The 23,472-nt window shown below is 52.2% G+C and carries 27 protein-coding genes; 8 read left to right on the plus strand and 19 right to left on the minus strand.

The features are described from left to right. Nucleotides 1–9 precede the first annotated feature (9 nt). The 6 genes from FRIGORI9N_RS07805 to FRIGORI9N_RS07830 form a co-directional block, all read right to left on the minus strand. Nucleotides 10–1,134, minus strand: a complete 1,125-nt coding sequence (locus FRIGORI9N_RS07805; RefSeq protein ID WP_159569234.1) for an efflux RND transporter periplasmic adaptor subunit — start codon at nt 1,132–1,134, stop codon at nt 10–12. 2 nt (nt 1,135–1,136) lie between these two features. After that, nucleotides 1,137–1,658 carry a hypothetical protein gene (locus FRIGORI9N_RS07810; protein ID WP_159569235.1) on the minus strand — a complete coding sequence of 174 codons (522 nt, stop codon included), beginning with the start codon at nt 1,656–1,658 and terminating at the stop codon, nt 1,137–1,139. Further along, entirely contained in the window at nt 1,655–2,905 is a 1,251-nt protein-coding gene (locus tag FRIGORI9N_RS07815; protein WP_159569236.1) for a TolC family protein, read from the minus strand. The genes FRIGORI9N_RS07810 and FRIGORI9N_RS07815 overlap by 4 nt, the downstream gene beginning before the upstream one ends. Nucleotides 2,906–2,970: 65 nt before the next feature. Then, nucleotides 2,971–3,291: a hypothetical protein gene (locus tag FRIGORI9N_RS07820; protein ID WP_159569237.1), complete on the minus strand. Its 321-nt coding sequence runs from the start codon at nt 3,289–3,291 to the stop codon at nt 2,971–2,973. Nucleotides 3,292–3,337: 46 nt separating this feature from the next. Beyond that, nucleotides 3,338–3,634, minus strand: a complete 297-nt coding sequence (locus FRIGORI9N_RS07825) for a thioredoxin family protein (RefSeq protein WP_159569238.1) — start codon at nt 3,632–3,634, stop codon at nt 3,338–3,340. Nucleotides 3,635–3,678: 44 nt separating this feature from the next. Further along, nucleotides 3,679–4,320, minus strand: a complete 642-nt coding sequence (locus FRIGORI9N_RS07830) for a cation transporter (protein WP_159569239.1) — start codon at nt 4,318–4,320, stop codon at nt 3,679–3,681. A 191-nt stretch (nt 4,321–4,511) separates the two neighbouring features. Between FRIGORI9N_RS07830 and FRIGORI9N_RS15455 the strand changes: the two genes are divergently transcribed. Further along, entirely contained in the window at nt 4,512–4,721 is a 210-nt protein-coding gene (locus tag FRIGORI9N_RS15455) for a GDCCVxC domain-containing (seleno)protein (RefSeq protein ID WP_236550823.1), read from the plus strand. A gap of 204 nt (nt 4,722–4,925) precedes the next feature. Here FRIGORI9N_RS15455 and FRIGORI9N_RS07840 read toward each other — a convergent pair whose 3' ends face one another. Genes FRIGORI9N_RS07840 through FRIGORI9N_RS07850 form a run of 3 tightly spaced genes read right to left on the minus strand, consistent with a single transcriptional unit; the run spans nt 4,926 to nt 8,667 of the window. Further along, the gene (locus FRIGORI9N_RS07840; RefSeq protein ID WP_159569241.1) at nt 4,926–5,393 is read right to left on the minus strand and encodes a MerR family transcriptional regulator; all 468 of its coding nucleotides are present in this window, start codon (nt 5,391–5,393) and stop codon (nt 4,926–4,928) included. Between the two features lie 60 nt (nt 5,394–5,453). Beyond that, a complete protein-coding gene (locus FRIGORI9N_RS07845) occupies nt 5,454–6,758 on the minus strand; it encodes a DsbA family protein (RefSeq protein WP_159569242.1) in 1,305 nt (434 codons plus the stop codon). Between the two features lie 34 nt (nt 6,759–6,792). Next, nucleotides 6,793–8,667 carry a radical SAM protein gene (locus FRIGORI9N_RS07850; protein WP_201301458.1) on the minus strand — a complete coding sequence of 625 codons (1,875 nt, stop codon included), beginning with the start codon at nt 8,665–8,667 and terminating at the stop codon, nt 6,793–6,795. 146 nt (nt 8,668–8,813) lie between these two features. Here FRIGORI9N_RS07850 and FRIGORI9N_RS07855 point away from each other — a divergent pair, with 146 nt between their 5' ends. Together FRIGORI9N_RS07855 and FRIGORI9N_RS07860 are read left to right on the plus strand one after the other, a co-directional pair. Beyond that, nucleotides 8,814–9,179, plus strand: coding sequence for a cupin domain-containing protein (locus tag FRIGORI9N_RS07855; protein WP_159569243.1), 366 nt, complete (start codon nt 8,814–8,816; stop codon nt 9,177–9,179). A 1-nt stretch (nt 9,180) separates the two neighbouring features. Beyond that, nucleotides 9,181–9,825: a trimeric intracellular cation channel family protein gene (locus FRIGORI9N_RS07860; RefSeq protein WP_159569244.1), complete on the plus strand. Its 645-nt coding sequence runs from the start codon at nt 9,181–9,183 to the stop codon at nt 9,823–9,825. Nucleotides 9,826–9,828: 3 nt separating this feature from the next. Here FRIGORI9N_RS07860 and FRIGORI9N_RS07865 read toward each other — a convergent pair whose 3' ends face one another. Next, nucleotides 9,829–10,320 carry a flavodoxin family protein gene (locus FRIGORI9N_RS07865; protein ID WP_159569245.1) on the minus strand — a complete coding sequence of 164 codons (492 nt, stop codon included), beginning with the start codon at nt 10,318–10,320 and terminating at the stop codon, nt 9,829–9,831. A gap of 145 nt (nt 10,321–10,465) precedes the next feature. Between FRIGORI9N_RS07865 and FRIGORI9N_RS07870 the strand changes: the two genes are divergently transcribed. Next, on the plus strand, nt 10,466–10,981 hold the full coding sequence (locus FRIGORI9N_RS07870) for a lysozyme (RefSeq protein ID WP_159569246.1): 516 nt from the start codon (nt 10,466–10,468) through the stop codon (nt 10,979–10,981). Nucleotides 10,982–11,007: 26 nt separating this feature from the next. Further along, nucleotides 11,008–11,421: a hypothetical protein gene (locus FRIGORI9N_RS07875; protein ID WP_159569247.1), complete on the plus strand. Its 414-nt coding sequence runs from the start codon at nt 11,008–11,010 to the stop codon at nt 11,419–11,421. 201 nt (nt 11,422–11,622) lie between these two features. Here the strand turns inward: FRIGORI9N_RS07875 and FRIGORI9N_RS07880 are convergent, their stop codons facing one another. Then, on the minus strand, nt 11,623–11,841 hold the full coding sequence (locus FRIGORI9N_RS07880; RefSeq protein WP_159569248.1) for a DUF3147 family protein: 219 nt from the start codon (nt 11,839–11,841) through the stop codon (nt 11,623–11,625). A gap of 121 nt (nt 11,842–11,962) precedes the next feature. Between FRIGORI9N_RS07880 and FRIGORI9N_RS07885 the strand changes: the two genes are divergently transcribed. Continuing rightward, a complete protein-coding gene (locus FRIGORI9N_RS07885) occupies nt 11,963–12,907 on the plus strand; it encodes a chromate resistance protein ChrB domain-containing protein (protein ID WP_159569249.1) in 945 nt (314 codons plus the stop codon). Further along, entirely contained in the window at nt 12,904–14,283 is a 1,380-nt protein-coding gene (gene chrA, locus FRIGORI9N_RS07890; protein WP_159569250.1) for a chromate efflux transporter, read from the plus strand. The genes FRIGORI9N_RS07885 and chrA overlap by 4 nt, the downstream gene beginning before the upstream one ends. Before the next feature lie 467 nt (nt 14,284–14,750). Here chrA and FRIGORI9N_RS07895 read toward each other — a convergent pair whose 3' ends face one another. From FRIGORI9N_RS07895 to FRIGORI9N_RS07930, 8 genes are all read right to left on the minus strand, one after another. After that, nucleotides 14,751–15,740 (minus strand): zinc-dependent alcohol dehydrogenase family protein, encoded by a 990-nt coding sequence (locus FRIGORI9N_RS07895; protein ID WP_138517596.1) that lies wholly within the window; start codon nt 15,738–15,740, stop codon nt 14,751–14,753. A 49-nt stretch (nt 15,741–15,789) separates the two neighbouring features. Further along, nucleotides 15,790–16,812, minus strand: coding sequence for a zinc-binding alcohol dehydrogenase family protein (locus tag FRIGORI9N_RS07900; RefSeq protein ID WP_138517597.1), 1,023 nt, complete (start codon nt 16,810–16,812; stop codon nt 15,790–15,792). Nucleotides 16,813–16,894: 82 nt separating this feature from the next. After that, complete coding sequence (locus tag FRIGORI9N_RS07905) at nt 16,895–17,857, minus strand: LLM class oxidoreductase (protein ID WP_159569251.1); 963 nt, start codon at nt 17,855–17,857, stop codon at nt 16,895–16,897. Nucleotides 17,858–17,966: 109 nt separating this feature from the next. Continuing rightward, nucleotides 17,967–18,272, minus strand: a complete 306-nt coding sequence (locus tag FRIGORI9N_RS07910; protein ID WP_159569252.1) for a putative quinol monooxygenase — start codon at nt 18,270–18,272, stop codon at nt 17,967–17,969. A 74-nt stretch (nt 18,273–18,346) separates the two neighbouring features. Further along, nucleotides 18,347–19,516 carry an iron-containing alcohol dehydrogenase gene (locus FRIGORI9N_RS07915; protein WP_159569253.1) on the minus strand — a complete coding sequence of 390 codons (1,170 nt, stop codon included), beginning with the start codon at nt 19,514–19,516 and terminating at the stop codon, nt 18,347–18,349. A 71-nt stretch (nt 19,517–19,587) separates the two neighbouring features. Further along, nucleotides 19,588–20,193, minus strand: coding sequence for a TetR/AcrR family transcriptional regulator (locus FRIGORI9N_RS07920; RefSeq protein WP_159569254.1), 606 nt, complete (start codon nt 20,191–20,193; stop codon nt 19,588–19,590). 482 nt (nt 20,194–20,675) lie between these two features. Then, nucleotides 20,676–21,629, minus strand: coding sequence for a nuclease-related domain-containing protein (locus tag FRIGORI9N_RS07925; protein WP_201301427.1), 954 nt, complete (start codon nt 21,627–21,629; stop codon nt 20,676–20,678). A gap of 96 nt (nt 21,630–21,725) precedes the next feature. Next, the gene (locus FRIGORI9N_RS07930; protein ID WP_159569255.1) at nt 21,726–22,139 is read right to left on the minus strand and encodes a MerR family transcriptional regulator; all 414 of its coding nucleotides are present in this window, start codon (nt 22,137–22,139) and stop codon (nt 21,726–21,728) included. A gap of 77 nt (nt 22,140–22,216) precedes the next feature. Between FRIGORI9N_RS07930 and FRIGORI9N_RS07935 the strand changes: the two genes are divergently transcribed. Beyond that, nucleotides 22,217–23,446, plus strand: coding sequence for an NADH:flavin oxidoreductase/NADH oxidase family protein (locus tag FRIGORI9N_RS07935; RefSeq protein ID WP_159569256.1), 1,230 nt, complete (start codon nt 22,217–22,219; stop codon nt 23,444–23,446). Nucleotides 23,447–23,472: the final 26 nt, after the last annotated feature.

A 23,472-nucleotide genomic window follows, 5' to 3' on the forward strand; every position in this document is an offset into this window, starting at 1 on the left:
TGCCGCCCCTTACCGAATCTGGTTGATCAGGGTTGCGCCCTGAACTACCACCCGGTCAAACGGCTTTAATCCGCTGACAACCAACACCCGTTGGCCATCCAGCGGCTCGGTCAATACCACACGGGGCTCGAAAGTTTCCGGTTCCGCTTTCACCCACACAATGGTTTGATTGGCTGCGTTTTTCATCAAGGCACCACTGGCTACCGCAATGCCTTCAAATTTGCCGGCCTGCTCGGCATACACCTTCACGAGTTGCCCTGTCGCGAATCGGGCCTTGTCCAGCTTCCGATTCTCAAAGGCCAGTGTGAGCGATTGATCACGCACCGCACCCGCTGCCCCCAAATAATTCAATGCAATTGTTTCATTGCCAGACATTACCTTTGCACCGCTAAACACAGGGGGCGTTACACCCTCGAACCAGCTTGCATCAATGCGAACCACGCCGGGATTGCTGACTTCAAACACCAAGGCACCCGCTTCAAATACCTTGCCAGACAAGGCATTGCTGCTGGCAACCACGCCGCTTGTGGGCGCTCGCAGTGCTTCCTTCGCACCCACGCCGCCAGCCAAAGCTGCGACCTGCCCCTTCAGGCTTTGCACTTCAGCCTGAGCTGCTTGCTGCTCCTTTTTTGGAATGGTGTCTTGCAGTTGCTGCACACGTTGCAAGCGGCTTTCAGCCAGGCTGAGTTGTGCCCTTAATTGCGCCAGTTCGGCCTGTTGGCTTGCCCTGTCCAAAGGTGCCTGAGTGGCCACCACATAACCCAGAACCTCGCCTTTTTTCACCACTTGTCCAAGCCGTGGCACACCGTTTGAAGGGGCCTCAAACCGCCCACCTGTGCTGGTTTGCACCAAGCCACCACTTTGTGGGTCGATCACCACCTTGCCATTGAGTTCAATCACTCTGGCATGTTGTTCCAACAGGGCTGGCAGTGTTCGGACATTCAACTGGCGTTGGGCTGGTTTGGGCAGGAACACTTCGCCGGTGGGCAAACGGCGTGGGCCGTCACCTGGCACTACAGCGGCGGCCTCATCGCCATGGTCATGACCGGGGCCTGACCACGCACTGAATGGGCTCAACAAGGCGCATACAAAAAAAGACAGTGCGAAGGAACGGGGAATGAAACGCTTGCTCATGATCAGTTCACTCCCTTGTTGCGGCGTTTAAAAAACAGCGCAATCAACACCAAGGCAAGCAAAGCCGCCCCGGCCATGGCCATGTATTCCAACAAGTGCTCGTGTTCTTCATCGGCGTGATCATGGTCGTGATCATCCAACACCAGTTGGCCGGTTAACACATCGCTTTGATCCCCCACCGTGACACGCATTGCCAAATCAATATTCTTGCCGACCATTGAATTGGGCAGCACGGCATCGAATTCGCCCACATTGTGCAATTCAAGTGGCACCGATTCGCCATTCAAAAGAATGGCCAGTTCAGCATTCTCGACCGGTGCATTGGTGGCAGCATGGTCAACAAAAATTTCAAACGTTTGGCCTTTTAAAATGGCCACAGCCTCGAATAAATCGGACTCCATCACCACGCGTGGCGACGCTTCTGATTCAACAAGGGGTGCTTCATCACCGTGGTCATGCCCGGGACTTGCCACAGCCAATGCGCTGAATGCGATGAGATACATTGCAAAAAGAATTTTTTTCATGGTGCCTGCTCGGGTAACAAACCAAGTGCCTGCCGCAAGGCCGACACTTTGCTTGAATATTCAACAATTGATTTTTTGGCCATGCGCTCGGCCTCGAAGGCTTGCTGTTCAAAGCGCAGCAAAGTAGGCAAGTCTGTTTCGCCCAATGAGAAAGACTGCTGGTACATGGCATACACCTGCTGTGCCAATTGCGCCTGTTCCTGCGCATTGGCTTGCAGTTTTTCAAACCACTGCACATTCGACAAAGCCGCACTGGCCTGTGCTTTCAGGGTGGTTTCTGCGCGCTTCAGTTTTTCTTGTGCCTCTGTTTCATCGGCACGTGCAGCCAACAACCGGCTTTCATGTGCCGCACTGGCCCCCAATGGAATTCGTGTTGAAACCATCAGCGATTTTTCACTGGGTGCGGCAAATGCAGCCCGGTCATTCACCACCGCCAAACCCAACTCCGGGTTCTCGCGGGTTTGAATCGCAACCAAATCGACCTGGCTTTGCAATGCCTGCGCTTCAGTCTGCAAAGCCGCATACGCCGGGTGGGTTTGAATGTCCGCCTGTAAGTTGTCCGGCATCGCCTCGCGGCTGATTGCATTGTTTCCGGTGTTCAGCATGCTGACTGGCAGCCCGGTGACTGCGGTGAACTCGGCGCCCACGGTTGATAAATTGGACAAGGCACGGGTGAACTCGGTCTGTGCCTGCACATGCAAGGCGCTGGCCTGCAGGAAATCTGCTTTGGCCAGGTCGCCCGCATTCACGCGGCGCTCCACGTCGCCCATCAGCTTTTTTGAGCCAAGCAAACGCGCCTGGGCAATGTCAACATCCAGTTGCGCAGCCAGGGTATTCCAAACCACTTGCCGAACCTGACCGGCCAGCTCCAGCTGCTGTTGTCGTTGTCGGCTTTCGCCAGCCTGTAATTGCGCATCTCTTAAACGCTGGGTGTTGCTCCGCTCATTCCAAAGCCAAAGGGGGGCACTGATGCCAATCTCGGTTTCCCGCAAACCCTGGTTCTCAAAACTTCGATCGCTGCGATACGAACCTTCCAGCGTCAAAGGGCCTGCGCCAAGGCGATTGGCGTCGCGTCTTGCAGCCTCAAGCGAATCCATGCGCTGGGGCTGGGCACGCACCAACGGGCTGTTGTTCAGGGCCGACTGATAAATTTGTGCAATCGACACACTGGCTTCTTGTGCATGTGCCACTGGGGTTGCGCCTGCGAGAAGGCATGCCCAAAGCACCACGCGCAGTGGTGAATTCATTGTGAAAAACTCCGTGAACAAGTGAAATTCCCCCAGATCAAATGGGGGCACAGGTCAATGCGGGGTCAACACCAATTGGGGCGTTCTATGCGGGTATTGGGGGAGGACGTGTTCAGGGTGGGCTCAAGCGAGTACTCGGCATACTTCAACTGGGGCTCAACACTGTTTAACAGGCTTGACGGAAGAACCGTGCAATGGCCCGGGCAGTGATGGTGATGATCGGATTCACTTGAATCCGAGTCGCCGTGGCTGTGGTGTGCATCGCCGTGGCCATGTGCATGGCTGTGTTCATGGCCTGTCTCCAACGCATGAAAGAATTGCCCCTCCGCCATCAGGCTTTGAAGCGGCAACATCAAAATCATGAAGAAAATACACAGCTTTTTCATGAAAGTGAGAGTAACACAGCTTTCAATTCTTGCCTGAACTCTGCGCTCAAGGCGCTGTTTCCCGCAAGCGACCCAGCAGCCGGAGAAGCTGGTCAGGATCGGGTTCGATGCTGCCGGAGAAGACCACCTGCCCGTCGGCCGTTTCCACATGCAAGGTCGGAAACGATTCAATATCGACCCTGTCTTCCCATTCCGGAAAGTCTTCGATGTCGACCCAATGCGCCTGGACGAAGCTCAGCCTTTGGATCGCTTCATTGAATGGCATTTCAAATGCGCGGCAAACACCGCACCATTCTGCGCACAGCAAATACACGTGATGGCGAGTTAACTTTGAATCAATCATTAATCCAGTTTATCTGTAAAGCCTGCCGCCTTGAATTTCTCGCATCAATTGTGCGCACGAACCACGGTTGAGTTTATTTCAGAACGCGCCTGCCGGATCACGGTGACCGACGATGACAAACCCAATGACGCCATCAAGGCGGCAACCAGCAGGTCGGGCCAGGCTGCTTGCGTAACGCCGACCAACACAGCAGCACCTAACACAGCGAGATTGCCGATTGCATCGTTTCTGCTGCACAGCCACACCGAGCGCATATTGGAATCGCCGTTGCGGTAACGGTATTGAATGGCAGCCACCCCCACGTTCACGGCCAAGGCCAGCACCGCAACCAAACCCATGGTGGCATACGCTGGCACATCACCCTGAAACGCCGCATACCCCGCGAAAGCCAGCACACCTGTGCCGTACAGCCCCATTGAAATGCCTTTCAGAAGCGCGGCCTTTGCGCGAGTTTGAAGCGCCATGCCCAACACAAACAGCGACAAGGCATAGTTGGCAGCATCGCCACCAAAATCGAGCGAATCTGCAAGCAGCGACACCGAGCCTGCCGACCAACTGGCGCCCACTTCTATGAAGAACATGGCTGCGTTGGCAATCAGCGCAATCCACAACACTTTGCGAAAACCGCCATCAACTGCAGTGGATTTGGCGGCCTCGTCAGCGGGGCAGTGGTTACAACCGGGCATGAAATTTCCTTGCTTGGTACGTAAAAATTAGCGGAATATAACCACTGTATTAGAAACCCTGACAGGGTGGCAAGGTCAAGCGATTCGTCACTTGTCAATGCATCAACAATCGGACAACTGGTGGCCTCATTCAGAGAAATCAATATGAAACCAATCATGGCAAGTACATTCACGGCGGCGGTGATCGCACAATGAATCATGTGGTGCTTGAATCGATTTTGACCTGCCCGCGCTGCGAAACACGCACGCCGTGCTTAATGCTCACAGACGCATGCCAGTTTTTTTTCCAGTGTGCACACTGCGGTGTTTTGCTCAAGCCCAAGCCGGGCGATTGCTGTGTATTTTGCTCGTATGGGTCCGTGAAATGTCCGCCCATTCAGCAGAATAAATCGTGTTGTTAGGGCACAAGTCCGGGCCCGAAAGGGCCCGAAGCCTTTACCGCGTTATGCGCAAAGTGGGCATACGGCCATGGCCACACCCACGAGGCCAAACACACCAACGGCAGCAGTAAACAATTTAACTTTCATCAAAAAATCTCCTTTAAAAGCAAGTGGGAACGTCCCCAATTTGCATGGTGGACGTTCCAGCCACTGGAAGGTCAAGCCTTACTTTTCTCGTCTGTCAGTTGCCGGCAAAATATAGTCTGCAATTAAAAACTCACCTTCAGGCTCACTGGGCTCACCGGCCAGCCTGGCCGCAATTACAGTATTGTTTTCCCGAATGTCGATCAACTTTTTTTCCAGATCAAGAAGACTTTTTTTCAATTGCCGAACTTCAGCCAGTTTTCGCTCAATCAACTCGTCAACCTTGTTTCTTGAACCACAACCGCAGGCAGGGCCTTGGTCGTAATAATCCAGCACCGACTGAATTTCCTTGATTGAAAAATCCAGCTCGCGCGCCTTTTTGACGAAATCAAGCCGGGACAAGTCTTCTTGCCCAAACACGCGGTTCTTGCCCGCAGAAAACCACGATTCCGAATCGGCCCGCTTCGGGGCAATCAAACCCTGATCTTCATAGAATCGAATGGTCTTGGGGTTCAAACCAAGCTGTTTGGCAACATCGCTGATTTTCATGGCGTTCAAACTTGGGGCGCGTAAAAGTTATTGATACCCCAAAAACAATCGATGAGCAAATCAGACCGATTGCGTACACAAGGCATTGCGAACTGCCCACAAACGGTCTTGCCCCCACACCACCTGGTTTCCCAGCTTGAAAGAAGGGACACCCCACAGGCCAGCGGCAAACAATTCTTCCCGGTTGGCCGCTGCACGCTCACGCCAGGCCTCATGTTGCAAAGCCACCGGTACGCCTTCCCAACGCAAACCAGCCCGTTCCACGATTTTGCGCAAGCCCTTGTCACTGCCAGCGTCAATGCCCTCGGCCCAAACACCTTGCATGAAGGACAACACAAACTCTTGCCCCTTGCTGTGTTGCTCGGCAAAGGGAATCAAAGCCAAACCCCGTTCAATCGGTTTGCCCACAGGGTCGTTCAAACGGCCAAACGGCACGCCGCGCACGTGCGCCTCACGGGCTGTGTCGTACACAATGTATTCGCGCTTGACCTTGGGCACGGGCAGCCCCCGCATCACCATGGGCAACACAAAGCGTAAATTTACTTTCGCACCAGTGCGTTGGCCCAATTCAAAAATGCGCGAAGCCACAATGGCGGAATAGGGGCTGCGGAAAGAAAAGAAAAAATCAATCTCGGGTGGGTTGTCCAGCGGCTTGGCAGTAGCCAGGCCATCGTCTGCGGGAAACAGCAAACCAAACACGCCAGTGCGCTGTGCACCCAATTCCTGAAGGCGTTGCTCCAGGTGGTACAGGCGATCAATGCCCCAGTACCATTCGCCCTCGTAATACAACATACCGCCCAGGTAATGGCCCAGTTTTTCTCGCAAGTCATCAGATTGCGCAATGTGGTTTTGCACATCCTGGCTGGACACTGGTTTCAATGCATTGATCTGTTCCGGTGGAATTTGAGTTTCATCCCAAGCCCACAGCCATTGCCCCACCAAGGCGGCATATTCAGCAAATTGCCCCATTCCGATGGCCCCCACCAGTGTGTGCGTTGCCTGCTGAACCCGATCAGCCTCGGGTTGTTTACCCGGGTCGGTGAAATTCAAACCATGGTGCTTTGCCAGCAAGGCAGCATCAAAACGGCTGTAGGCCACCAGCTTGTCCCGCTCAGGCGCTGCGGAATCGGGCGGGGGGCTGACCACGTGGGGTAATAATTCAATGTTGTAACGCGCCAGGAAACGCGGCAGGGCCTGCGCCACCAAATGGCTGTAAGGGTCGTCAATTTGGTGAAAGTAGTGAAGCTGGTGCGGGCGGCCAGATGCCAACCTGAGTTTTTCAGCCTTGGCACGCTTGGCCAGCAGCGTGCTGCGTGCAAAGCGCTGTTGAGTAATCATGGGCATCAGCAGGGTTTTTAAACTCATGGTGCCACCTTTAAAATTTTACATGCTGTCAATATTAAGCTGATTTCACAGGTTTTCCATACAAGGCCTGCTCAATAAAGTTTTTTTGCACGCTGGGGCGCGGCACTTTTTGATCGAACCAGCTGCGCACGTTTTGATCCAGGCCAATGCCGTGCATGTAGTTGTACAAGGCGCGGTTCAAACCTTCGCCCAAAGCAGCATGGTCAACACCCGTGGGGTCGACAAAGCCAATGTCGTTCTTCGCAAATGTGCCGGGCGGCATGGGCAATAGCTTGATGCCATATTCTTCCGGGTTTTTGCCCACAGGCGAATGCACCGTGCAGGCAAAGCGGTGAAAGTAGCCCGATTGAATGCAGCCCTCAGCGAACAGTTGCCGCACGTACTCCAAAGCATCCACCGTGTCTTGCACGGTTTGGGTGGGGAAACCGTACATTAAGTAGGCATGCACCAGCACACCTGCATCGGTAAAGCCTTTGGTAACACGGGCCACTTGCTCGACTGAAACCCCCTTCTTCATCAAATTCAAAAGGCGGTCGGACGCCACTTCCAGCCCACCGCTAATCGCAATGCAACCGCTGTCGGCCAGTAACTGGCACAACTCGGGCGAGAAGGATTTTTCAAAACGAATATTGCCCCACCAGGAAATGGACACATTCCGTGCAATCAGCTCCTCTGCCAAAGCTTTCAGGGCTTTGGGTGGGGCGGCTTCGTCCACAAAGTGAAAACCGGTTTGCCCGGTTTCAGCCACAATCGCTTCAATTCGGTTCACCAGCTCAGTGGCTGTGGCGTTTTCGTAGCGCGAAATGTAGTCGAGCGACACATCACAAAAGCTGCATTTTTTCCAGTAACAGCCATGCGCCACGGTCAGCTTGTTCCAGCGCCCATCGCTCCACAGGCGGTGCATGGGGTTCAGCATGTCGAGCAGGCTTAAGTAGCTGTGCAGTGGCAAACCATCCCAAGTGGGGGTGCCCACATCGCCAAACGGCACATCGGGTTCAGCCCAGTTGGTGTACTGCACCAAACCCTGCGCATTGCGGGTGAAAGTGCGCACCAAACGCTGTGGCCCGCGTTTGCCTTGCAGGTGTTCGATCAGGCAAAGCAGGGGGCGTTCACCCGAATCAAGGGTTACAAAATCGACAAAATCGAACAGGCGGGGCTCGGCCAGCTCACGCAGCTCGGTGTTCACATAGCCGCCGCCCAAAGCAATTTTTACGTTGGGGTTTTCGGCCTTGATGGCTTGCGCCATGCGCAAAGCCGCGTACACAGCGCCTGGAAATGGCACGGAAAGCAACACCAGTTGCGGCTGCTGGCGCTTGAATTCTTCAAGCGTAAGCTGCACCAAAATTTCATCAATCAGGGTGAAGGGTTGTTGCAACGCACCGGCCAAGGGATCAAAACTGGCTTGGCTGCCCGCCAGCGATTCCGCGTAGCGCACAAACTCGAAACGTTCATCCACCGCATCGGCAATTACATCGGCGAGATCGTTCAGGTACAGGGTTGCCAGGTGGCGGGCTTTGTCTTGCGCCCCCAGGGCACCAAAGGCCCACGCCAGCGGGTCGCCGCCTTCTTCGTCCACGTACACGTCCAGCGCCTCAAACCGTGGGCCTTCGGGCAAGAATGCACGGCTGTTGATGCGGTGCGCCAGGGTGGAATCGCCACCCTGTAAAAAACGAATGGTGGGGGCAATGGTGGCGCGGTAGCGGCTGAACTGGTCCATAAACAGGGCCACGCGTTCGGTCACTTCCTCGTACTGCTCAATTTCTTCGGCAATGCGGTCCAGCCCTTCCGGCGAGAACAGCCTGAGCACCAAGCCCAGCGCAATATCCGACTGCACAGCATCAATGCCCTGCTTGCGTAAAAAGCCGGTAATGTAGGCGGTGGATGGATAAGGCGTGTTGAGCTGCGTCATCGGCGGGATGAACGACAACACACGGAAAGCTGTAGACACGATAAGACCTCGGGCGGAACGTGGCTAGATTCTACACCGGGTGGAAAATGTGGGCTTGCATAAGCAGCTGGTAATACAATGGGCAAAAACCTGTCATTGAAAAAAACATGATCCAGAAACTGACCGTATTTTCCAAAGCACTTACACCAGAAGAATTTGACCGCCCCCGGCCCGACCGGCTTGAAAAGGGCAACCCCTTGCGCACCACCAGGAATCATTTTGAAAAAAACGGTGTCAGTGCGGGCCTGTGGACTTGCGAAACAGGCGCGTGGCGTATCGCATTTGCGCCGGGCAAAGACGAGTTTTTTCATGTGATTGAAGGGCGCATTCAGATTACCAATGCAGCCGGGCAGGCCGAACAGTTTGGCCCGGGCGATGCCGGTGTAATACCTGCTGAATTCACCGGTGTGTTTGAAGTACTTGAGCCTGTGCGCAAACATTACGTGATCGTTGATCGCGCGGCGGTGCAGTAATATGGCGGCCCTTAACCCCGGCGAATTCAGCCAGAACATTCAATTGGGCATTGAAGTGGTGGCCACACTGGCTTTTGCGCTCAGCGGCATTCTGGAAGGTGCGCGCAAACGGCTCGATGCCGTGGGCGTGTGTGTGGTGGCGTTTCTGGCCGCATTTGGCGGCGGTACGCTGCGCGATTTACTGCTCGATGTACGGCCCTTTTTCTGGGTGAAGTACATTGAATTGCTGTGGGCCGTGTTCGTGTTGTGCATCATCGCCATGCTGTTTATGCGGCAACGGCATTTCAGATTCACAGAAAAAGCCATTCTATGGCCCGACACTTTGGGGCTTGGCCTGTTTACCGCAGCGGGTGTATTTGCATCCATTCAAGCGGGCATGCCCAGTTTGGTGGCCGTGTTCATGGGTGTAATCACCGGTGTGTTCGGCGGTGTGCTGCGCGACATTGTGTGCAATGAAATTCCGCAAGCCTTTAAAGACCATCGCCCCTACGCCATTTGCGCCTTCTTCGGTGGTTGGGCCTACATTGGCCTGCGTGAACTGGGCAACCCTGCTTATGTAAACCTGCTTGGCTGCGTGCTGGTTACTTTGGGCTTGCGAGCATTTGCCGTGTGGAAGGATGTGCGGATTCCGGCGTGGAGAAACTAAACTTTAGAAGAGTCCCATCGCCAGGCCACTTGCAAATGCCGCCCCTAAATCTCGGCAACGTTGCAAATCAGCAGGGTTAATGGTTTTGGGCGCAAGAATTTCATCTTTCGTTTGCGCATGCGTGCACACAATTGCCGACGGTGCCATTTCAGTTAAACGCCAACCCGTGGCAATGCGCCGAATTTGCTTCACTGCGCCTTGTCCATCGCTGCCGGCGCACACAAGCGCGGTGTAAGGGCGACCATTGATTTGGTCCAGCGCCGCATAATAAGTTCGGTCGAAAAAGTCCTTCATCAACCCTGCCACGCTGCCCAAAGTTTCAGGGGCGATGAACACATAGCCATCTGCTTGTAAAACATGATCTGCATTCGCTTCACTGGCGTGAAGAAGCAGGGTGCGCGTTGCCTCCTCCGAGGTTGCACCTTCAGCCACAGCCTGGGCCATGGATTTGGAGCCGCCGGTGATGGAGTGATAAACGATGAGGAGGGTTTTCATGGCTTGGGGTTGGTACTTGGTTTATTGGTTGCTTTGACGTTGTCAATCTGCGCGGTAGTTACCCTGAACAGGGTACAAGTTTGATGGACGTGAGAACACCCCCTAGACTCGTGAAATTGAAAAACTCTTCCCCTGAGGCAATCTCATGTCCAACGTAGCCCTACAAAAACCACTGAACTCAACAATGGTCATTTCCAAATCAGGGATTGAACATATTTCAAAGGACGAAGGCTTTTCCGCAATTCCCTACAACGACATTGCAGGTAATTGCACCGTGGGGGTGGGTATTCTTCTCAGTTACAGCCCATGCACAGAACAGCAAATGAAGACCAAATACGACATGGCCAAGTTAAATGCCACATTTCATGATCGTTTGGAGGAAGCCCAAAAGTACGTTCGGTTTTATGTCAGGGGATCGCAACTAAGCCAAGCGCAATTTGATGCGCTAACAAGCTTTGTATTTAACGTGGGTGTTGGAAATGCGAAGGATGTGCTGGCATTTGCCAACAAAGGCGAGTACCAAAAAGTTGAAAACGAAATGAACCGGTTTGTTTACATCACGGAGAAAGGCAAAGACGGAAAGCCCAGCAAAAAGAAATTCTCGAACGGACTTGCGAATCGCCGCAAGCGGGAAATTGTTCCGTTTCAAATTCAGCCTTGAACCACTGCATCTGCGAGACCCTCACCATGCGTAAATTTGCTTGCATACTTTTTATAGCACTTGCTGCTTGCTCGAATAATTCAGAACTCCAAGCCATACAAGGTGAATGGACTATCCATAAAGAACTAGCTGCCGCACCCATTGTTGGGATCAGCGATGAGGAAACTGCTGGACTAATTGGCGACAAACTATCCATAAGCGCTAAAAAAATTCAGTTTCAGAACCAAGCTTGTGATTACAGCCTCGTAGAGTCAAATAAACAAAGTCTTTCAGAGTTTCTTCAGTTTTATTCGCTGGATACGAATGCAAAGCTGCCAGAGAAGACGAGTGTTTTGAGTATGAATTGTGAAGGGGAGATGACGATTAGGCATCTGCTGACCGGCGAGGATAAGCTTTGGTTGGTTTGGTATGGAGTGCTATTCGAGGCGGATCGGATTTAGGGGATCTACTGCTTTTCGGCCAAAGCCGCCAATCCAGATAATTGATAGAACGTCCGCTATAGAGCGGAAATCAGTCAACAATTCCGCAATTGAAAACGCAACTAAGTTGCTGACCTGTAAATACACCTTCTAGACGATTTCAAAAAACTTACCTTCCTCTGTCCTGGAACCGAAGGGAGTTTCTCCCTTCGGAAAGACAAGTCACTTCACTGAAAACCGAACACCCACATTCTTTTTGTCAGCCAAAGTCACCGAGGCAATCACCTTTGCACCTTCCACATAAAGCCAAATCAATGTCAGCAACGTGACAAGCGGGATCGACGCAATAAAAGCGCCCAGTTTGTCGCTGCGCTTGGCCAATTCAGAGATCAAAACCACAAGCCCAGCGGTGATCAGGTACTTCGTTGCAATCCATGCCATTCAAACCGTCCAAACTACTGTCAACGTTTCCAACAATGACGAGAACAGATGCGCAAGTCAAATTACTCAATCCACTCATTTTATGTAACAATCATAACAACATGTTATGAGCGTTATATAAATGCGAAATTGGTTGGTTTTAATTAGCAGCCTTCCCTCTGAAAACACCTCGCTCAGGACCAAGCTGTGGCGACTTTTCAAAGCAATCGGCGCACACCCGTTACGCGACGGGGTGTATCTGTTGCCGGACCTCGATTCTTGTCGATCATCCTTCGACAGCATTCAGCATGAGATTACTCAAGCGGGAGGGAATGCCTGGGTGTTGGAAACACAGCCCTCGAATGAAGCTCAATTTCCAGTTTTTTTTGATCGCAGCGCAGATTACGCATCCCTGCTCGAACATTTAATTCAAGCGAGGCGCTTAGGGGCGTCCAGTCCCACAGATGCAGAACGTGTGATCAAACGCTTACAAAAGGAATTGGATCAGATCGCATTGATTGACTATTTCAAAGAGGCTGCTCATGCACAAGCGGTTTTGGCCATGGAGCAGTTCGCGAAGGATCTGAGACTTTTACACAGCCCCAATGAACCTCATTTCGCAACAGGCACTATCAAACAACTTTCGGTTAAAGACTTTCAGTTCAAAAAATGGGCCACTCGCAAAAACATGTGGGTCGACCGCATGGCTTGTGCTTGGTTAATCAAGCGATTCATTGACACAGGGGCCACATTTCTCTGGCTGGGGCATCCTTCAGAGTGCCCCGAAGATGCGCTGGGTTTTGATTTTGATGGAGCGCAATTCACGCACATCGATTCGAAGGTGAGCTTCGAGGTTTTGATTGCTGCCTTTGACCTACATATTGATGGTCTCACAAGACTGGCCAACGTGATTCATTTTCTGGATGCAGGTGGCATTCCTGTGCCTGAGGCAACAGGGGTGGAACGCATGCTGGCAGGTCTTCGAAGTCAAGCGCCAGATGATGACCAACTGCTGGCTATGGTAACTCCTGTTTTCGACGCCCTGCTAATTGCATTTCAAAACGATAACGAGCAATCCCAACCATGAGTTCTAACACTTTGCAAAATCAAGAAACGCATTCGCCTTCCCAAGTTGGCTTTTGGGAAGCTTTCAGATTCTGGCTCAAACTTGGCTTCATCAGTTTTGGAGGTCCCGCCGGTCAGATCGCGATCATGCACCAGGAAGTGGTCGAGAAAAAGCACTGGTTATCTGAGCGGCGCTTTCTACACGCGCTGAACTACTGCATGGTTTTGCCCGGTCCGGAGGCGCAACAGCTTGCAACTTACATTGGATGGCTTATGCATCGGACGGTCGGCGGAGTGCTCGCCGGTGTGTTGTTTGTGTTGCCGTCCTTGTTACTGTTGATCATCTTGTCTTGGGTATACATTGCATTGGGCGATACTCCGGTGGTTGCCGGTCTTTTCTACGGAATCAAACCGGCAGTTACCGCTATCGTGTTTCAGGCAGCCCATCGAATCGGATCAAGGGCGTTGAAGAACAGAATACTTTGGACGGTGGCAGCCTTGTCATTTGTGGCCACCGCAGTGTTCAGTATTCCGTTTCCCCTTATTGTGGCCATGGCCGCATTGCTGGGCTACTGGGGTGGAAAAGTCAGGCCAGCACAATTCTCAATCGGTGGAGGGCATGCATCATCCCAAAAGGATTACGGACGCGCGCTTGTTGATGACAACACACCGACTCCTGTCCATGCGCTTTTCACATGGAAGCGCCTTATTCAGGTTGCTGCGATTGGTTTGAGTTTGTGGGCTGTACCAATGGGGTTGATGACACTGTACTTTGGCTGGGAGCACACACTGACCCAAATGGGCTGGTTTTTCACGAAAGCTGCGTTGCTCACATTTGGCGGGGCTTATGCAGTACTGCCCTATGTTTACGAGGGTGCGGTAGAGCATTTTTCCTGGCTCAATGCAACCCAGATGATTGATGGATTGGCTTTGGGAGAAACGACTCCCGGCCCGCTCATTATTATTGTGGCTTTCGTAGGATTTGTAGGGGCCTATTTAAAGGAAGTTTTTGGTCCAGAGCAGTTATTCTGGGCGGGTGTTGCAGGAGCCACCGTTGTGACCTGGTTCACATTCCTGCCTTCATTCATCTTCATATTCATGGGTGGCCCCTTGATTGAAACCACCCACAATCAACCCAAGCTGACTGCCCCGTTGACGGCGATAACTGCTGCTGTGGTAGGCGTGATCTTAAACTTGGCTCTGTTTTTTGGTTACCACGTGCTTTGGCCGAGCGGTATGTCCACAACTGCATTTCTCTCTGGGTTTGAATGGCCGGCCGCTCTGATTGCCGTAATAGCGACACTTGCGCTTTTCAAGTTCAAACGGGGGGTGATTCAAGTGATCATTGGCAGCGCATTGCTTGGGTTGTTGGTGACACAAGCCAAAGCTTTTATATGAAAAAGAATCAAAGGCGATTCGGACATGGCTTTGGCAACTAAACCATGGTCAGTCTTGGCGTTCGCTGTAAGTTTGTGGAAGCAACATCCCGAAGAACTTATTTCGCCGTTCTTGATGAAGATTCGCACCTAAATCACAACAGAGAACCCCACCTTTTGGTGAGGCTTGTGTCAGATCAACTGGGAACTACTGCATCTAACGGCTACTTCGGATCAAAAGCTGTCGCTATTGCAAAGGTCATTTTAGTCCGCTTCGGCCGAAATTCGACCTTAACTGACCTTCAACAGTTAAATGCATGAGCACCGTCAGGCGTCCCGCTAAAGGGTTAGGGTGAGCTTGCTAAACAAAATCCACCATTAACGCCCCCAGATTCTATGTTTGTATACTTTCATCGTGGGGGCTTCATTTCGGCACTCAAACGTGACTGCCCAACCGACTGCAAAGCGCCTATGCAGTTGCTAATAGCGCTAAACTGTCACCACAATTTTGCCGATCTGCTGGTTGGATTCCATATAGCGGTGTGCTTCGACAATCTGCGCTAGCGGAAAGGTTTTGGCCACCAGCGGTTTCAGCTTGCCTTCAGTCAGCCCTTGCACAATGAAGGCTTTGGCGCGTGCCATGCGTTCAGGATGAGTGCTGATTTCAAATAGGGTATACCCGCGTATGGTTAATTGCTTGGCGAGCACGGGGAACAGCGGCAATGGCGTCGGCTCTGTACTTAGCGCGCCATACTGGAAAATAATGCCGCTTTGGGCTGTCGCTTCTGCCAGTTTGCTGATGGTCGGCCCGCCAACCGGATCGAACACCACGCGTGCACCTTTATTATTGGTAATGCGGTTCACTTCGGTCACCAGGTCTTGTTCTTCCGTCGCAATCACATGCTTGGCACCGGCCTTGAGCAAAGCCTCGCGCTTGCTGCTGGTGCGCGTCAAAGCAACAGGAATGGCACCCAGCAGATTGGCAATCTCGATAGCTGCCACACCCACGCTACTGGATGCCGCCGGAATCAGCACAAACTCACCGACTTTGGTATCGGCAAACTCCACCAATGCGCCGTAGGCAGTCATATATTGCATCCAGATGGCGGAAGCTTCCGGCCAAGAAAGTGATGGTGGATGCTTGACCACGGCAAATGCGGGCACATTCGCCAACTCACCATACACGCCATACTGATTCTGCGAAAACGCCGGAACCGTGCTGACCGCATCACCTATCTTGAAATCAGTCACATCCTCGCCCACCGCATTGATTATGCCTGCCGCCTCATAGCCGAGCCTCGCTGGCAGTTGCGGTGTTTCCAGATACTGACCATTGCGAAACATGACTTCGGCACGATTGAGTCCGATGGCATGCACCTTGATCTGCACCTCACCCTTGCCTGGTGAGGCGACTTGTTCATCTGCTATCTGTAATACTTCTGGCCCACCGGTTTGGTGGAATCTGACGACACGTGACATTTTTATCTCCTGATAATGTAAAAAATAGTGTGAAAATACTATTTATAATTTAATGCCAGCCTTTCAACACGATCTTGCCTATGGTGCCACCTGCTTCGAGCTGAGCGTGCGCCTTACGCAGATTGGTAGCATTGATGGGTGATAGGGTTTCATTGAGCGTGGTCTTCAGCACACCCTCATCCACCAGTTTGGCAATGCGGTCGAGGATAAGGTGCTGTTCTGTCATGTCGGCGGTCTGAAACATGGAACGTGTAAACATCAGCTCCCATGCGAAGGTCGCGCTCTTATTCTTGAGCAGATTAAGGTCCACCGGCTGTGCGGTTTCGACAATCGAGCAAATCTTGCCTTGCGGCTTGATGAGCTCGGCCATGACAGAAAAATAGCCATCGGTATCGTTGCAGCAGAAAATATAATCTGGTTGGGGAATGCCGATTTCGCGCATTTGCGTCACTAGGTCATGCTTATGATTGATGACATACTGTGCGCCCAATTCCTGCACCCAGCGTACGGTCTCAGGCCGCGATGCCGTGGCTACCACGGTCAATCCCGCCAGTTTGTTCGCGAGTTGGATGGCAATCGAACCCACGCCGCCCGCACCGCCTATGATAAGCAGGTTTTTATTGCGGTTCTGCGCTATATCAAGCGCAATGCCCAGGCGGTCGAACAGTGATTCCCAAGCTGTCACTGCGGTCAGCGGCAAAGCTGCCGCCTGCTCATAACTCAAGCTCTGCGGCATGTGCCCGACTATGCGCTCATCCATGAGCTGGTATTCGGCATTGCAGCCCGAGCGCGTGATGTCACCCGCATAAAACACTTTGTCGCCAGTCTTGAACAGCGTGCAATCTGGCCCGGCTTCGACGACTTCACCAGCGGCATCCCAGCCCAGCACCTTGGGTGTGGTCTCTATCTTGTCCTTGGGTTTTCGCACTTTGGTATCTACCGGGTTAACTGCAATGGCGTGGATCTTGACCAGCAGATCGCGACCGGTAGTGACGGGGATGGGCAATTCGACATCCATCAGCGATTCAGGATCGCTGATAGGTAAATACTTGGTTAATGCAACGGCTTTCATGGCGGCTCCTATTTTTGTAGCGCAGGCGTCCTCGCCTGCGTTTTTTTGATAAGTTGGCAGGCGGGGCGCATGCGCAACAACTTCATATAAATTCCGGTAAAACAAATTCAGCCAACTCCTGCAACACCTCACCGGCCGGACGTTTGCCGTATTTGACGTTGAAAATCATGTGGTCCACGCCGATACGTTTGCTGGCACGCAGATGTACCAGCAGCGCATTCCTGCCGAGTCGGTGACCCAGATGAATAGGCGTTGGTGCTTCGTTCGGGTTATCGGCAAGATCAATAAAATAAGACTGCGTAAACGGTTTATACTGCCCCGGCAATTCCGCTTCAACAGTATCGCGCCAGCGCTGCACCACCTGCGCCTGCGCTTCTATGCTACGCGGGTAGCTCATCCAGCCGTCGGCATTGCGCGCGATCCAGCCCAGATCCTGCTGACTATGTCCGGTAACTAACAAGGGCACATGCGAAGCTACCGGCTTGGGAATGACATCGGCATGTTGCAGATGGCCAAAGCTGCTACTTATTTGCGGGTAAAACTCTGACCAATATATCTTAAGCAAATCGACCTCTTCGCGAAACATCGCCCCTCGCGACTCAAAATCCACATTAAAGGCTGGGAACTCCACCATCCTATCGCCTGTAGCTATGCCAAGCAGCAAGCGGCCATTGGACAACTGGTCTATGCTGGCGGCGGCTTTGGCGATATGTATCGGGTGGCGCAATGGCAGAATGATGGATGCCGTCAGCAGCGCGATTTCTGTGGTCTGCGCGGCCATATAACCGAGATAAGCCCACGGGTCGAATACCTGGCCGACATCGCCAAAATTCGGGTCGCGCAGCGGCACATCGCGAAAGCCGAGGCTGGAAAAACCGGCTTTTTCAGCAAACTGCGCCAGCGCTACCTGGTTGTGCATGGTCGGCTGGTCGCGCTCGAAGGCCTCGATCGGGAACATGATGCCCAGCGTGAGTTTGCCGCGTTGGAATACACGCTGCCAGCCGCGGTTGGCTGTCGGCGATTGATTTGGATTAGGGGTATACATTCTGCTCACTAAGAAAAAACACTGGCACACCACAAAAGGTAGGAAAGTGATGTGCCAGTGTAGGTCCGAAATAGCCCGGGGAGGAGCTATCTACTTAGCCAAAACAGATTTAAGACTGGCCTTTGACTGCCAGTAAATCCACGGTTTCGATTACCGGCATCTCGGTCAGCAAATCTGCGGCATTCGCCATCAGTGCCTCAGCGATTTTCCCGGTCAAATGCGCTTGTCGGCCATGTTCATCCATAAAGGTGTCAAAAATGCCAAAGGTGGCAGGGCCGAATTTGAGTGCGTACCAGGTAGCGGTTTCTGGCTCATTTTCCACCAGCGGTAGTGCGGATTTCAGAAATGCTTCCAGTGCTGCTTCTTTGCCTAGCTTGGCGTGCAGACGTACATACAGTGCTAACTTTTTGCTCATGATTGCTCCTAATAAAAAATAAGTACAAAGGTGCTGAATTCGCGATATCGCGCTTTATCCACCCTATTAAAAATTTAAATACTGGCTTCCAGCACTTCCCTGCTCTTATCCAGCGTCACATCCTGATGCTCACCGAGTTTGACCATGCCATGACTTTCAAGTTGCGCCAGCAGGGCAGGAATGGCATCCGCACCGATGTTGTAGGCGGATAAGCGCGTAGGCACGCTGAGACTTTCGAAAAAAGCGCGGGTATTCTGGATGGCCGCTTCGATGCGAGCATCCTCTGACCCTTCACTGATATGCCAGACGCGCTCGGCGTATTGCAGCAGCTTGGCGCGCTTGGATTCGCGACGCACGCTCAACATGGTCGGCAGGATGATAGCGAGAGTCTGTGCGTGATCCAATCCATGAAGCGCGGTGATCTCGTGGCCTATCATGTGCGTCGACCAATCGCTCGGCACACCGGAGCCGATCAAGCCATTCAAGGCCAGGGTGGCGACCCACATGAAGTTGGCCTGAGTGTCGTAATCCTGCGGATTGGCCAGCACCTTGGGACCAACCTCGATAAGGGTCTGTAGCAAGCCTTCGGCAAAGCGATCCTGCACCCGCGCTTCCACCGGGTAGGTCAGGTATTGCTCCATGATGTGGGTGTAGGCATCCACCACGCCGTTGGCCAACTGGCGCGGCGGCAGGGTGTAGCTCTTGCTCGGGTCGAGCACGGAGAACTGTGGAAACACATGCTCACTGGTGAAATAGAGCTTGTCGTGCAAGCCAGATGCGGTTTCGGTGCGTGAAATCACCGAGCCGTCGTTCATCTCCGAGCCTGTCGCTGGCAAGGTCAGCACCGTGCCATAAGGCATGGCTTGTTTCACATTGGCACCGCGCTGGAGCAAAATCTCCCACGGGTCGCCCTCGGCATACACCGCCGCCGCGACAAACTTAGTGCCATCAATCACCGAGCCACCGCCGACTGCCAGTAGGTAATCCAGCTTGTTGGCCTTGATTTTAGAGACGGCTTTCATGAGCGTTTCATAAGTCGGATTAGGCTCGATGCCGCTGAATTCTTCGGCATAACGCCCGCCCAGTGCGGCTTTGACTTCATCCAGCGTGCCATTCTTCTTGGCGCTAGTGCCGCCGTAAACAATCAATACGCGAGCCTCAGCAGGCACCAGCTTGTCGATTTCGGCGACCTTGCCCTTGCCGAAAGCGATACGCGTGGGATTGTAAAAATCAAAATTCAACATCAAAAAACTCCTTAAAAATTACAGTTATTAGACCAGTCGGTTAGTGTTCGACCAAATAAAAAAGATCGTACTTAATCAAGCCCCAGTCTTGCTTTCGTGGCATTCATGGCGCATTCCAGGGCTGCACGCGTGCGGCCTACCTTGGTCAAAAGCGTTGCGCCTATCCACATATAGTAGATCTCTGCCGTGACAGTTTTTGCATCGAGATTTGCCGGAAACTCGCCTTGGCGGATGCCCTCTTGCACGCAGTTGGTAAGGCGCGCTATCACACGATCGGTACCATTCTTCAACGTAATACGCATGACTTCGGAAAGATCCGTCACTTCTGCGCTCAATTTAACTACCAGACATTTATCCGTTGTGGCATCACTTGACTGCGTATCCAGCCAGAACTGGAAAAATCCCAGCAGGCGGCTGGAATTAGTGCTGCCGTCATCTTTAAGCATGTGCTCTAACATGTGCAGGTAACCGTCAAAGTAATCTTCGAGCAAAGCGTCGCCAAACTGCTCTTTGGATTTGAAATAGTGATAGAACGAGCCCTTGGGCACGCCGGCAGTAGAAAGTATCTCGTTGAGGCCGACCGCAGCAAAGCCCTTGCCGAGGATGATGCCCTTGGCTATATCGAGGATTTGCTGACGCGTATCGCCAGACTTTATGATTGGAAGTTCATTACCCATAAGTGCATTATTGCATTAATTAGACCGGTCGTCTAGTTATGCCATTAAAAAAGCTTTCAATTTACTTTGCGAAAATCTAAAAAGAATTTGCTTGGGAAGAGGATGAATGATAAATCTCTAGTACTTGAAAATTCACAATTCGCTATATTTTTTATTGGTATGGGATTCATTGGTTTTGTAAATCTTCATAGGTTATTATGAAGGTCAGCTTTGGGTCAAATACAGTCCTTTTTCACAAAACTAGTCAAGTCGGCTCTGGCCGAAACACCGCCCTTAACCTACCTAGGGATTGCCAATAACCCAGAAGCTGGTGATTTGACTCGGAAAGCGGTGGCTGTAGCAAAGTTCGATAACCTTCCAACCACCTTTTTAGCCGAATTGAAAAAGGGAGTAAAAGATGGACTCTGAAATGAAAAAATTTCAAGATGATTTACTTGAGTCGGTGAAACAAATGCATCAAGGCAACGCGACAGAAAACACAACTACCCACCCACCTGCACATTCTTCTGGCACTCGAAGCAGTAAACCTGCCCCCCAAAACGCGGCTTGTTGAACCAGCAAAACTTCGCAACGTTGTAAGCCACTGCGGTTCCACAAGTATTGCAAGCCAGTTTTGATTTCTTGGGCTCTGGCTCAACATTCTCAACGGCCTCAACTGCAGCCTCTTCATCAAGGTGCACAGGTAACCCAAACTTTCCATGCCAGTTAAATTGTTGTGGTTTGTGCAACGCTGCCAACCGTTCAGCAAACGCTTTTAATGTTTCGCTGCTGACCAGCTTTGCAAGGCTTAGCGGGTTATTGTCATCGTCCATTGCCTTATCAAGTATCGCCTTGATTTGGTCAACTTTAACAATCTCATCAAGCCCTGGAAACGCGGCTGATGGGCGGGTAATACGCGCTTTACTAGATACCAAGACCAAGCTTTTGATCACAGGCTTGATCGAAAAGCCCAAACGCTTTTCCAGTGGAACCACCCCATCATCAAATACTTCTTGAAGCAGTGAACAGTGTCTGCGGTTTTGTTCTAACGGCGAGGGTATGCCGAAGGCTTTGGCGCCAGAAAACGAAACGAATTCGCCTTGCTCGTTAATTGAGATCCCTTGATTAAAGTGTTTGCTTTCGCATACCCAAATTTCCATCAGCCGATTAATCAGCAAGTGGTCAATTTGCGCAACCCGGCCCTTGTGTTCAATGCGCAAGTCGTGAATGACTGCCCAGTTTTTTCCATTGCCGTAGTGGTACTCAATTTGATAGGCGGCGTCCTTCTCTCCCTTTACACCCGACCGGATCGCTTTAATCACTTTTTCAATCTTACGTTTCGTCAACGCAGATGCGGAAGGATGGTTCAACAGGCTTTCAAGAATCTTGATGTCGTTTTCTCGATCATCAGCGCTTTTGATCAACATGGATTTGACTGAATAAAGTGATAGGTTCAACCGTATTCTGCACGAATACTTTTCTTGAGAACCAGCACCGCAATTCAACACCAGCAGTTTTTACACAAGACGATGCGACCCACGCAGAATTAAAAACTAACCAGCCTTCAAAATCCCCATTCCCTTCAAAATGCGGTTGGCGTTGTCGTCGCAATCCATGTTCTCGGGCTTGCCCTCGATCAACTGAATCATGTTTTGCAACTGCAACTTGCTCTGTGCCAGCTTCAATTCCATGGCCTCCATGTCGGCCACTTTTTTCTTCAACATGCCCACCAGTTCTTCGTGCTTCCAGTTGCTTAAATTGCCGGGCATCACCTGCCGTATTTCTTCCAGCGTAAAACCGGTTTGTTGCGCGTTGGCAATAATGGCCAACACGGCCACGGCTTCCAGCGGGTACTCGCGGTAACCATTCGCTTTCCGGCTTACTGCGGTAATTAAACCTTTGGATTCGTAAAACCGAATGGTGGCCGCAGACAGACCGCTGCGCTTGGCCAACTCGCCAATTTTCATAATGGTGTATTTCCTCTATTGACCTTCAGGTTAACTTTAAGCTTATTGTTTCATCCATTGCAACCATGGAAAACCACATGAGCCTGTTCACCGCCTTCACGCTGCCCAACGGCACCCAGCTTTCCAACCGCCTTGCCAAAGCCGCCATGGAAGAAAACCTGGCCAATGCCGACCAAGCTCCTTCCGAGCAATTGATCCGCTTGTACAGCGCGTGGGCTGCGGGCGGTGCGGGCTTGATGATCACCGGCAACGTGATGATTGATCGCCGGGCCATGACAGGCCCGGGCGGCGTGGTGTTGGAAAACGATTCACAAGCTGCGCAGTTTGAACGCTGGGCCAAAGCTGCGAAATTAGATGGTGCGCAAGTGTGGATGCAGATTAACCACCCCGGTCGGCAAATGCCGGCCAACTTGGGGCAGCCCACCGTGGCACCTTCTGAGGTGGCCATGGACTTGGGCAAATTTTCCAAACAGTTCACACCACCGCGTGAACTGACAGCGGCTGAAATTCAAGACATCAAAAACCGTTTTATCAATGCCGCCATACTGGCTGAGAAATTTGGTTTCAACGGGGTGCAAATTCACGCTGCGCATGGTTATTTGCTCAGCCAGTTTTTATCCCCCATATCGAACAAGCGCAAAGACCAATGGGGTGGCTCGATTGAAAACCGGGCACGCCTGTTGATCGACGTGGTGAAAGGCATTCGCGCAGCGGTGGGGCGACAATTTGCTGTGGCTGTAAAAATAAACTCTGCCGACTTTCAGCGCGGTGGCTTTAGCGAAAACGACGCCAAAGCCGTGGTGCAAATGCTCAACCCCATGGGGCTGGACTTGATCGAGCTTTCAGGCGGCAGCTACGAAGCACCCGCCATGCAAGGCAACGCACGCGACGGTCGCACCCTGGCCCGCGAAGCTTACTTTCTTGAATTTGCCAAAGACATTGCCACCGTAGCCACCGTGCCAATTATGGTGACCGGTGGTATTCGCAGACAGGCCGTGGCTGAACAAGTGTTGGCCACCGAGGGCATTGACCTGGTGGGTATTGCCACCGCACTGGCGCTGAACCCCAATTTGCCCGACGAATGGAAACAAGGCCAAGCCAGCGTGCCCCAGTTGCGCCCTATTGCATGGAACAACAAAGTGCTTGCTTCGCTGGCTTACATGGCCATGGTGAAACACCAGTTGAACAGGGTAAGCAAAGGGCGTAACCCCAATGCAAAGGTGAACCCTGTATTTGCGTTGGCGCAGCAGCAGCTTGGTGCGTTTTTCAGGACAAGGCAGTACAGAAAGTGGGTGGTACAGGCTTAAGAAGAAGCAATCTACACATGTTCTCT

The sequence above is a fragment of the Limnobacter sp. 130 genome (assembly GCF_902506325.1).
Classification (GTDB): domain Bacteria; phylum Pseudomonadota; class Gammaproteobacteria; order Burkholderiales; family Burkholderiaceae_B; genus Limnobacter.

Excerpts from the sequence above, each read along its gene's own strand:
- FRIGORI9N_RS07845 (WP_159569242.1), bottom strand. The coding sequence starts at position 6,758 with ATGAGTTTAAAAACCCTGCTGATGCCCATGATTACTCAACAGCGCTTT.
- FRIGORI9N_RS07910 (WP_159569252.1), bottom strand. The coding sequence starts at position 18,272 with ATGAGCAAAAAGTTAGCACTGTATGTACGTCTGCACGCCAAGCTAGGC.
- FRIGORI9N_RS07880 (WP_159569248.1), bottom strand. The coding sequence starts at position 11,841 with ATGGCATGGATTGCAACGAAGTACCTGATCACCGCTGGGCTTGTGGTT.
- FRIGORI9N_RS07875 (WP_159569247.1), top strand. The coding sequence starts at position 11,008 with ATGCGTAAATTTGCTTGCATACTTTTTATAGCACTTGCTGCTTGCTCG.
- FRIGORI9N_RS07830 (WP_159569239.1), bottom strand. The coding sequence starts at position 4,320 with ATGCCCGGTTGTAACCACTGCCCCGCTGACGAGGCCGCCAAATCCACT.
- FRIGORI9N_RS07855 (WP_159569243.1), top strand. The coding sequence starts at position 8,814 with ATGATCCAGAAACTGACCGTATTTTCCAAAGCACTTACACCAGAAGAA.
- FRIGORI9N_RS07885 (WP_159569249.1), top strand. The coding sequence starts at position 11,963 with ATGCGAAATTGGTTGGTTTTAATTAGCAGCCTTCCCTCTGAAAACACC.
- FRIGORI9N_RS07930 (WP_159569255.1), bottom strand. The coding sequence starts at position 22,139 with ATGAAAATTGGCGAGTTGGCCAAGCGCAGCGGTCTGTCTGCGGCCACC.
- FRIGORI9N_RS07820 (WP_159569237.1), bottom strand. The coding sequence starts at position 3,291 with ATGAAAAAGCTGTGTATTTTCTTCATGATTTTGATGTTGCCGCTTCAA.
- FRIGORI9N_RS07870 (WP_159569246.1), top strand. The coding sequence starts at position 10,466 with ATGTCCAACGTAGCCCTACAAAAACCACTGAACTCAACAATGGTCATT.
- FRIGORI9N_RS07810 (WP_159569235.1), bottom strand. The coding sequence starts at position 1,658 with ATGAAAAAAATTCTTTTTGCAATGTATCTCATCGCATTCAGCGCATTG.
- FRIGORI9N_RS07900 (WP_138517597.1), bottom strand. The coding sequence starts at position 16,812 with ATGAAAGCCGTTGCATTAACCAAGTATTTACCTATCAGCGATCCTGAA.
- FRIGORI9N_RS07815 (WP_159569236.1), bottom strand. The coding sequence starts at position 2,905 with ATGAATTCACCACTGCGCGTGGTGCTTTGGGCATGCCTTCTCGCAGGC.
- FRIGORI9N_RS07915 (WP_159569253.1), bottom strand. The coding sequence starts at position 19,516 with ATGTTGAATTTTGATTTTTACAATCCCACGCGTATCGCTTTCGGCAAG.
- FRIGORI9N_RS07905 (WP_159569251.1), bottom strand. The coding sequence starts at position 17,857 with ATGTATACCCCTAATCCAAATCAATCGCCGACAGCCAACCGCGGCTGG.
- FRIGORI9N_RS07895 (WP_138517596.1), bottom strand. The coding sequence starts at position 15,740 with ATGTCACGTGTCGTCAGATTCCACCAAACCGGTGGGCCAGAAGTATTA.
- FRIGORI9N_RS07865 (WP_159569245.1), bottom strand. The coding sequence starts at position 10,320 with ATGAAAACCCTCCTCATCGTTTATCACTCCATCACCGGCGGCTCCAAA.
- FRIGORI9N_RS07850 (WP_201301458.1), bottom strand. The coding sequence starts at position 8,667 with ATGACGCAGCTCAACACGCCTTATCCATCCACCGCCTACATTACCGGC.
- FRIGORI9N_RS07840 (WP_159569241.1), bottom strand. The coding sequence starts at position 5,393 with ATGAAAATCAGCGATGTTGCCAAACAGCTTGGTTTGAACCCCAAGACC.
- FRIGORI9N_RS07805 (WP_159569234.1), bottom strand. The coding sequence starts at position 1,134 with ATGAGCAAGCGTTTCATTCCCCGTTCCTTCGCACTGTCTTTTTTTGTA.
- FRIGORI9N_RS07935 (WP_159569256.1), top strand. The coding sequence starts at position 22,217 with ATGAGCCTGTTCACCGCCTTCACGCTGCCCAACGGCACCCAGCTTTCC.
- FRIGORI9N_RS07860 (WP_159569244.1), top strand. The coding sequence starts at position 9,181 with ATGGCGGCCCTTAACCCCGGCGAATTCAGCCAGAACATTCAATTGGGC.
- FRIGORI9N_RS15455 (WP_236550823.1), top strand. The coding sequence starts at position 4,512 with ATGAATCATGTGGTGCTTGAATCGATTTTGACCTGCCCGCGCTGCGAA.
- FRIGORI9N_RS07825 (WP_159569238.1), bottom strand. The coding sequence starts at position 3,634 with ATGATTGATTCAAAGTTAACTCGCCATCACGTGTATTTGCTGTGCGCA.
- FRIGORI9N_RS07920 (WP_159569254.1), bottom strand. The coding sequence starts at position 20,193 with ATGGGTAATGAACTTCCAATCATAAAGTCTGGCGATACGCGTCAGCAA.
- chrA (WP_159569250.1), top strand. The coding sequence starts at position 12,904 with ATGAGTTCTAACACTTTGCAAAATCAAGAAACGCATTCGCCTTCCCAA.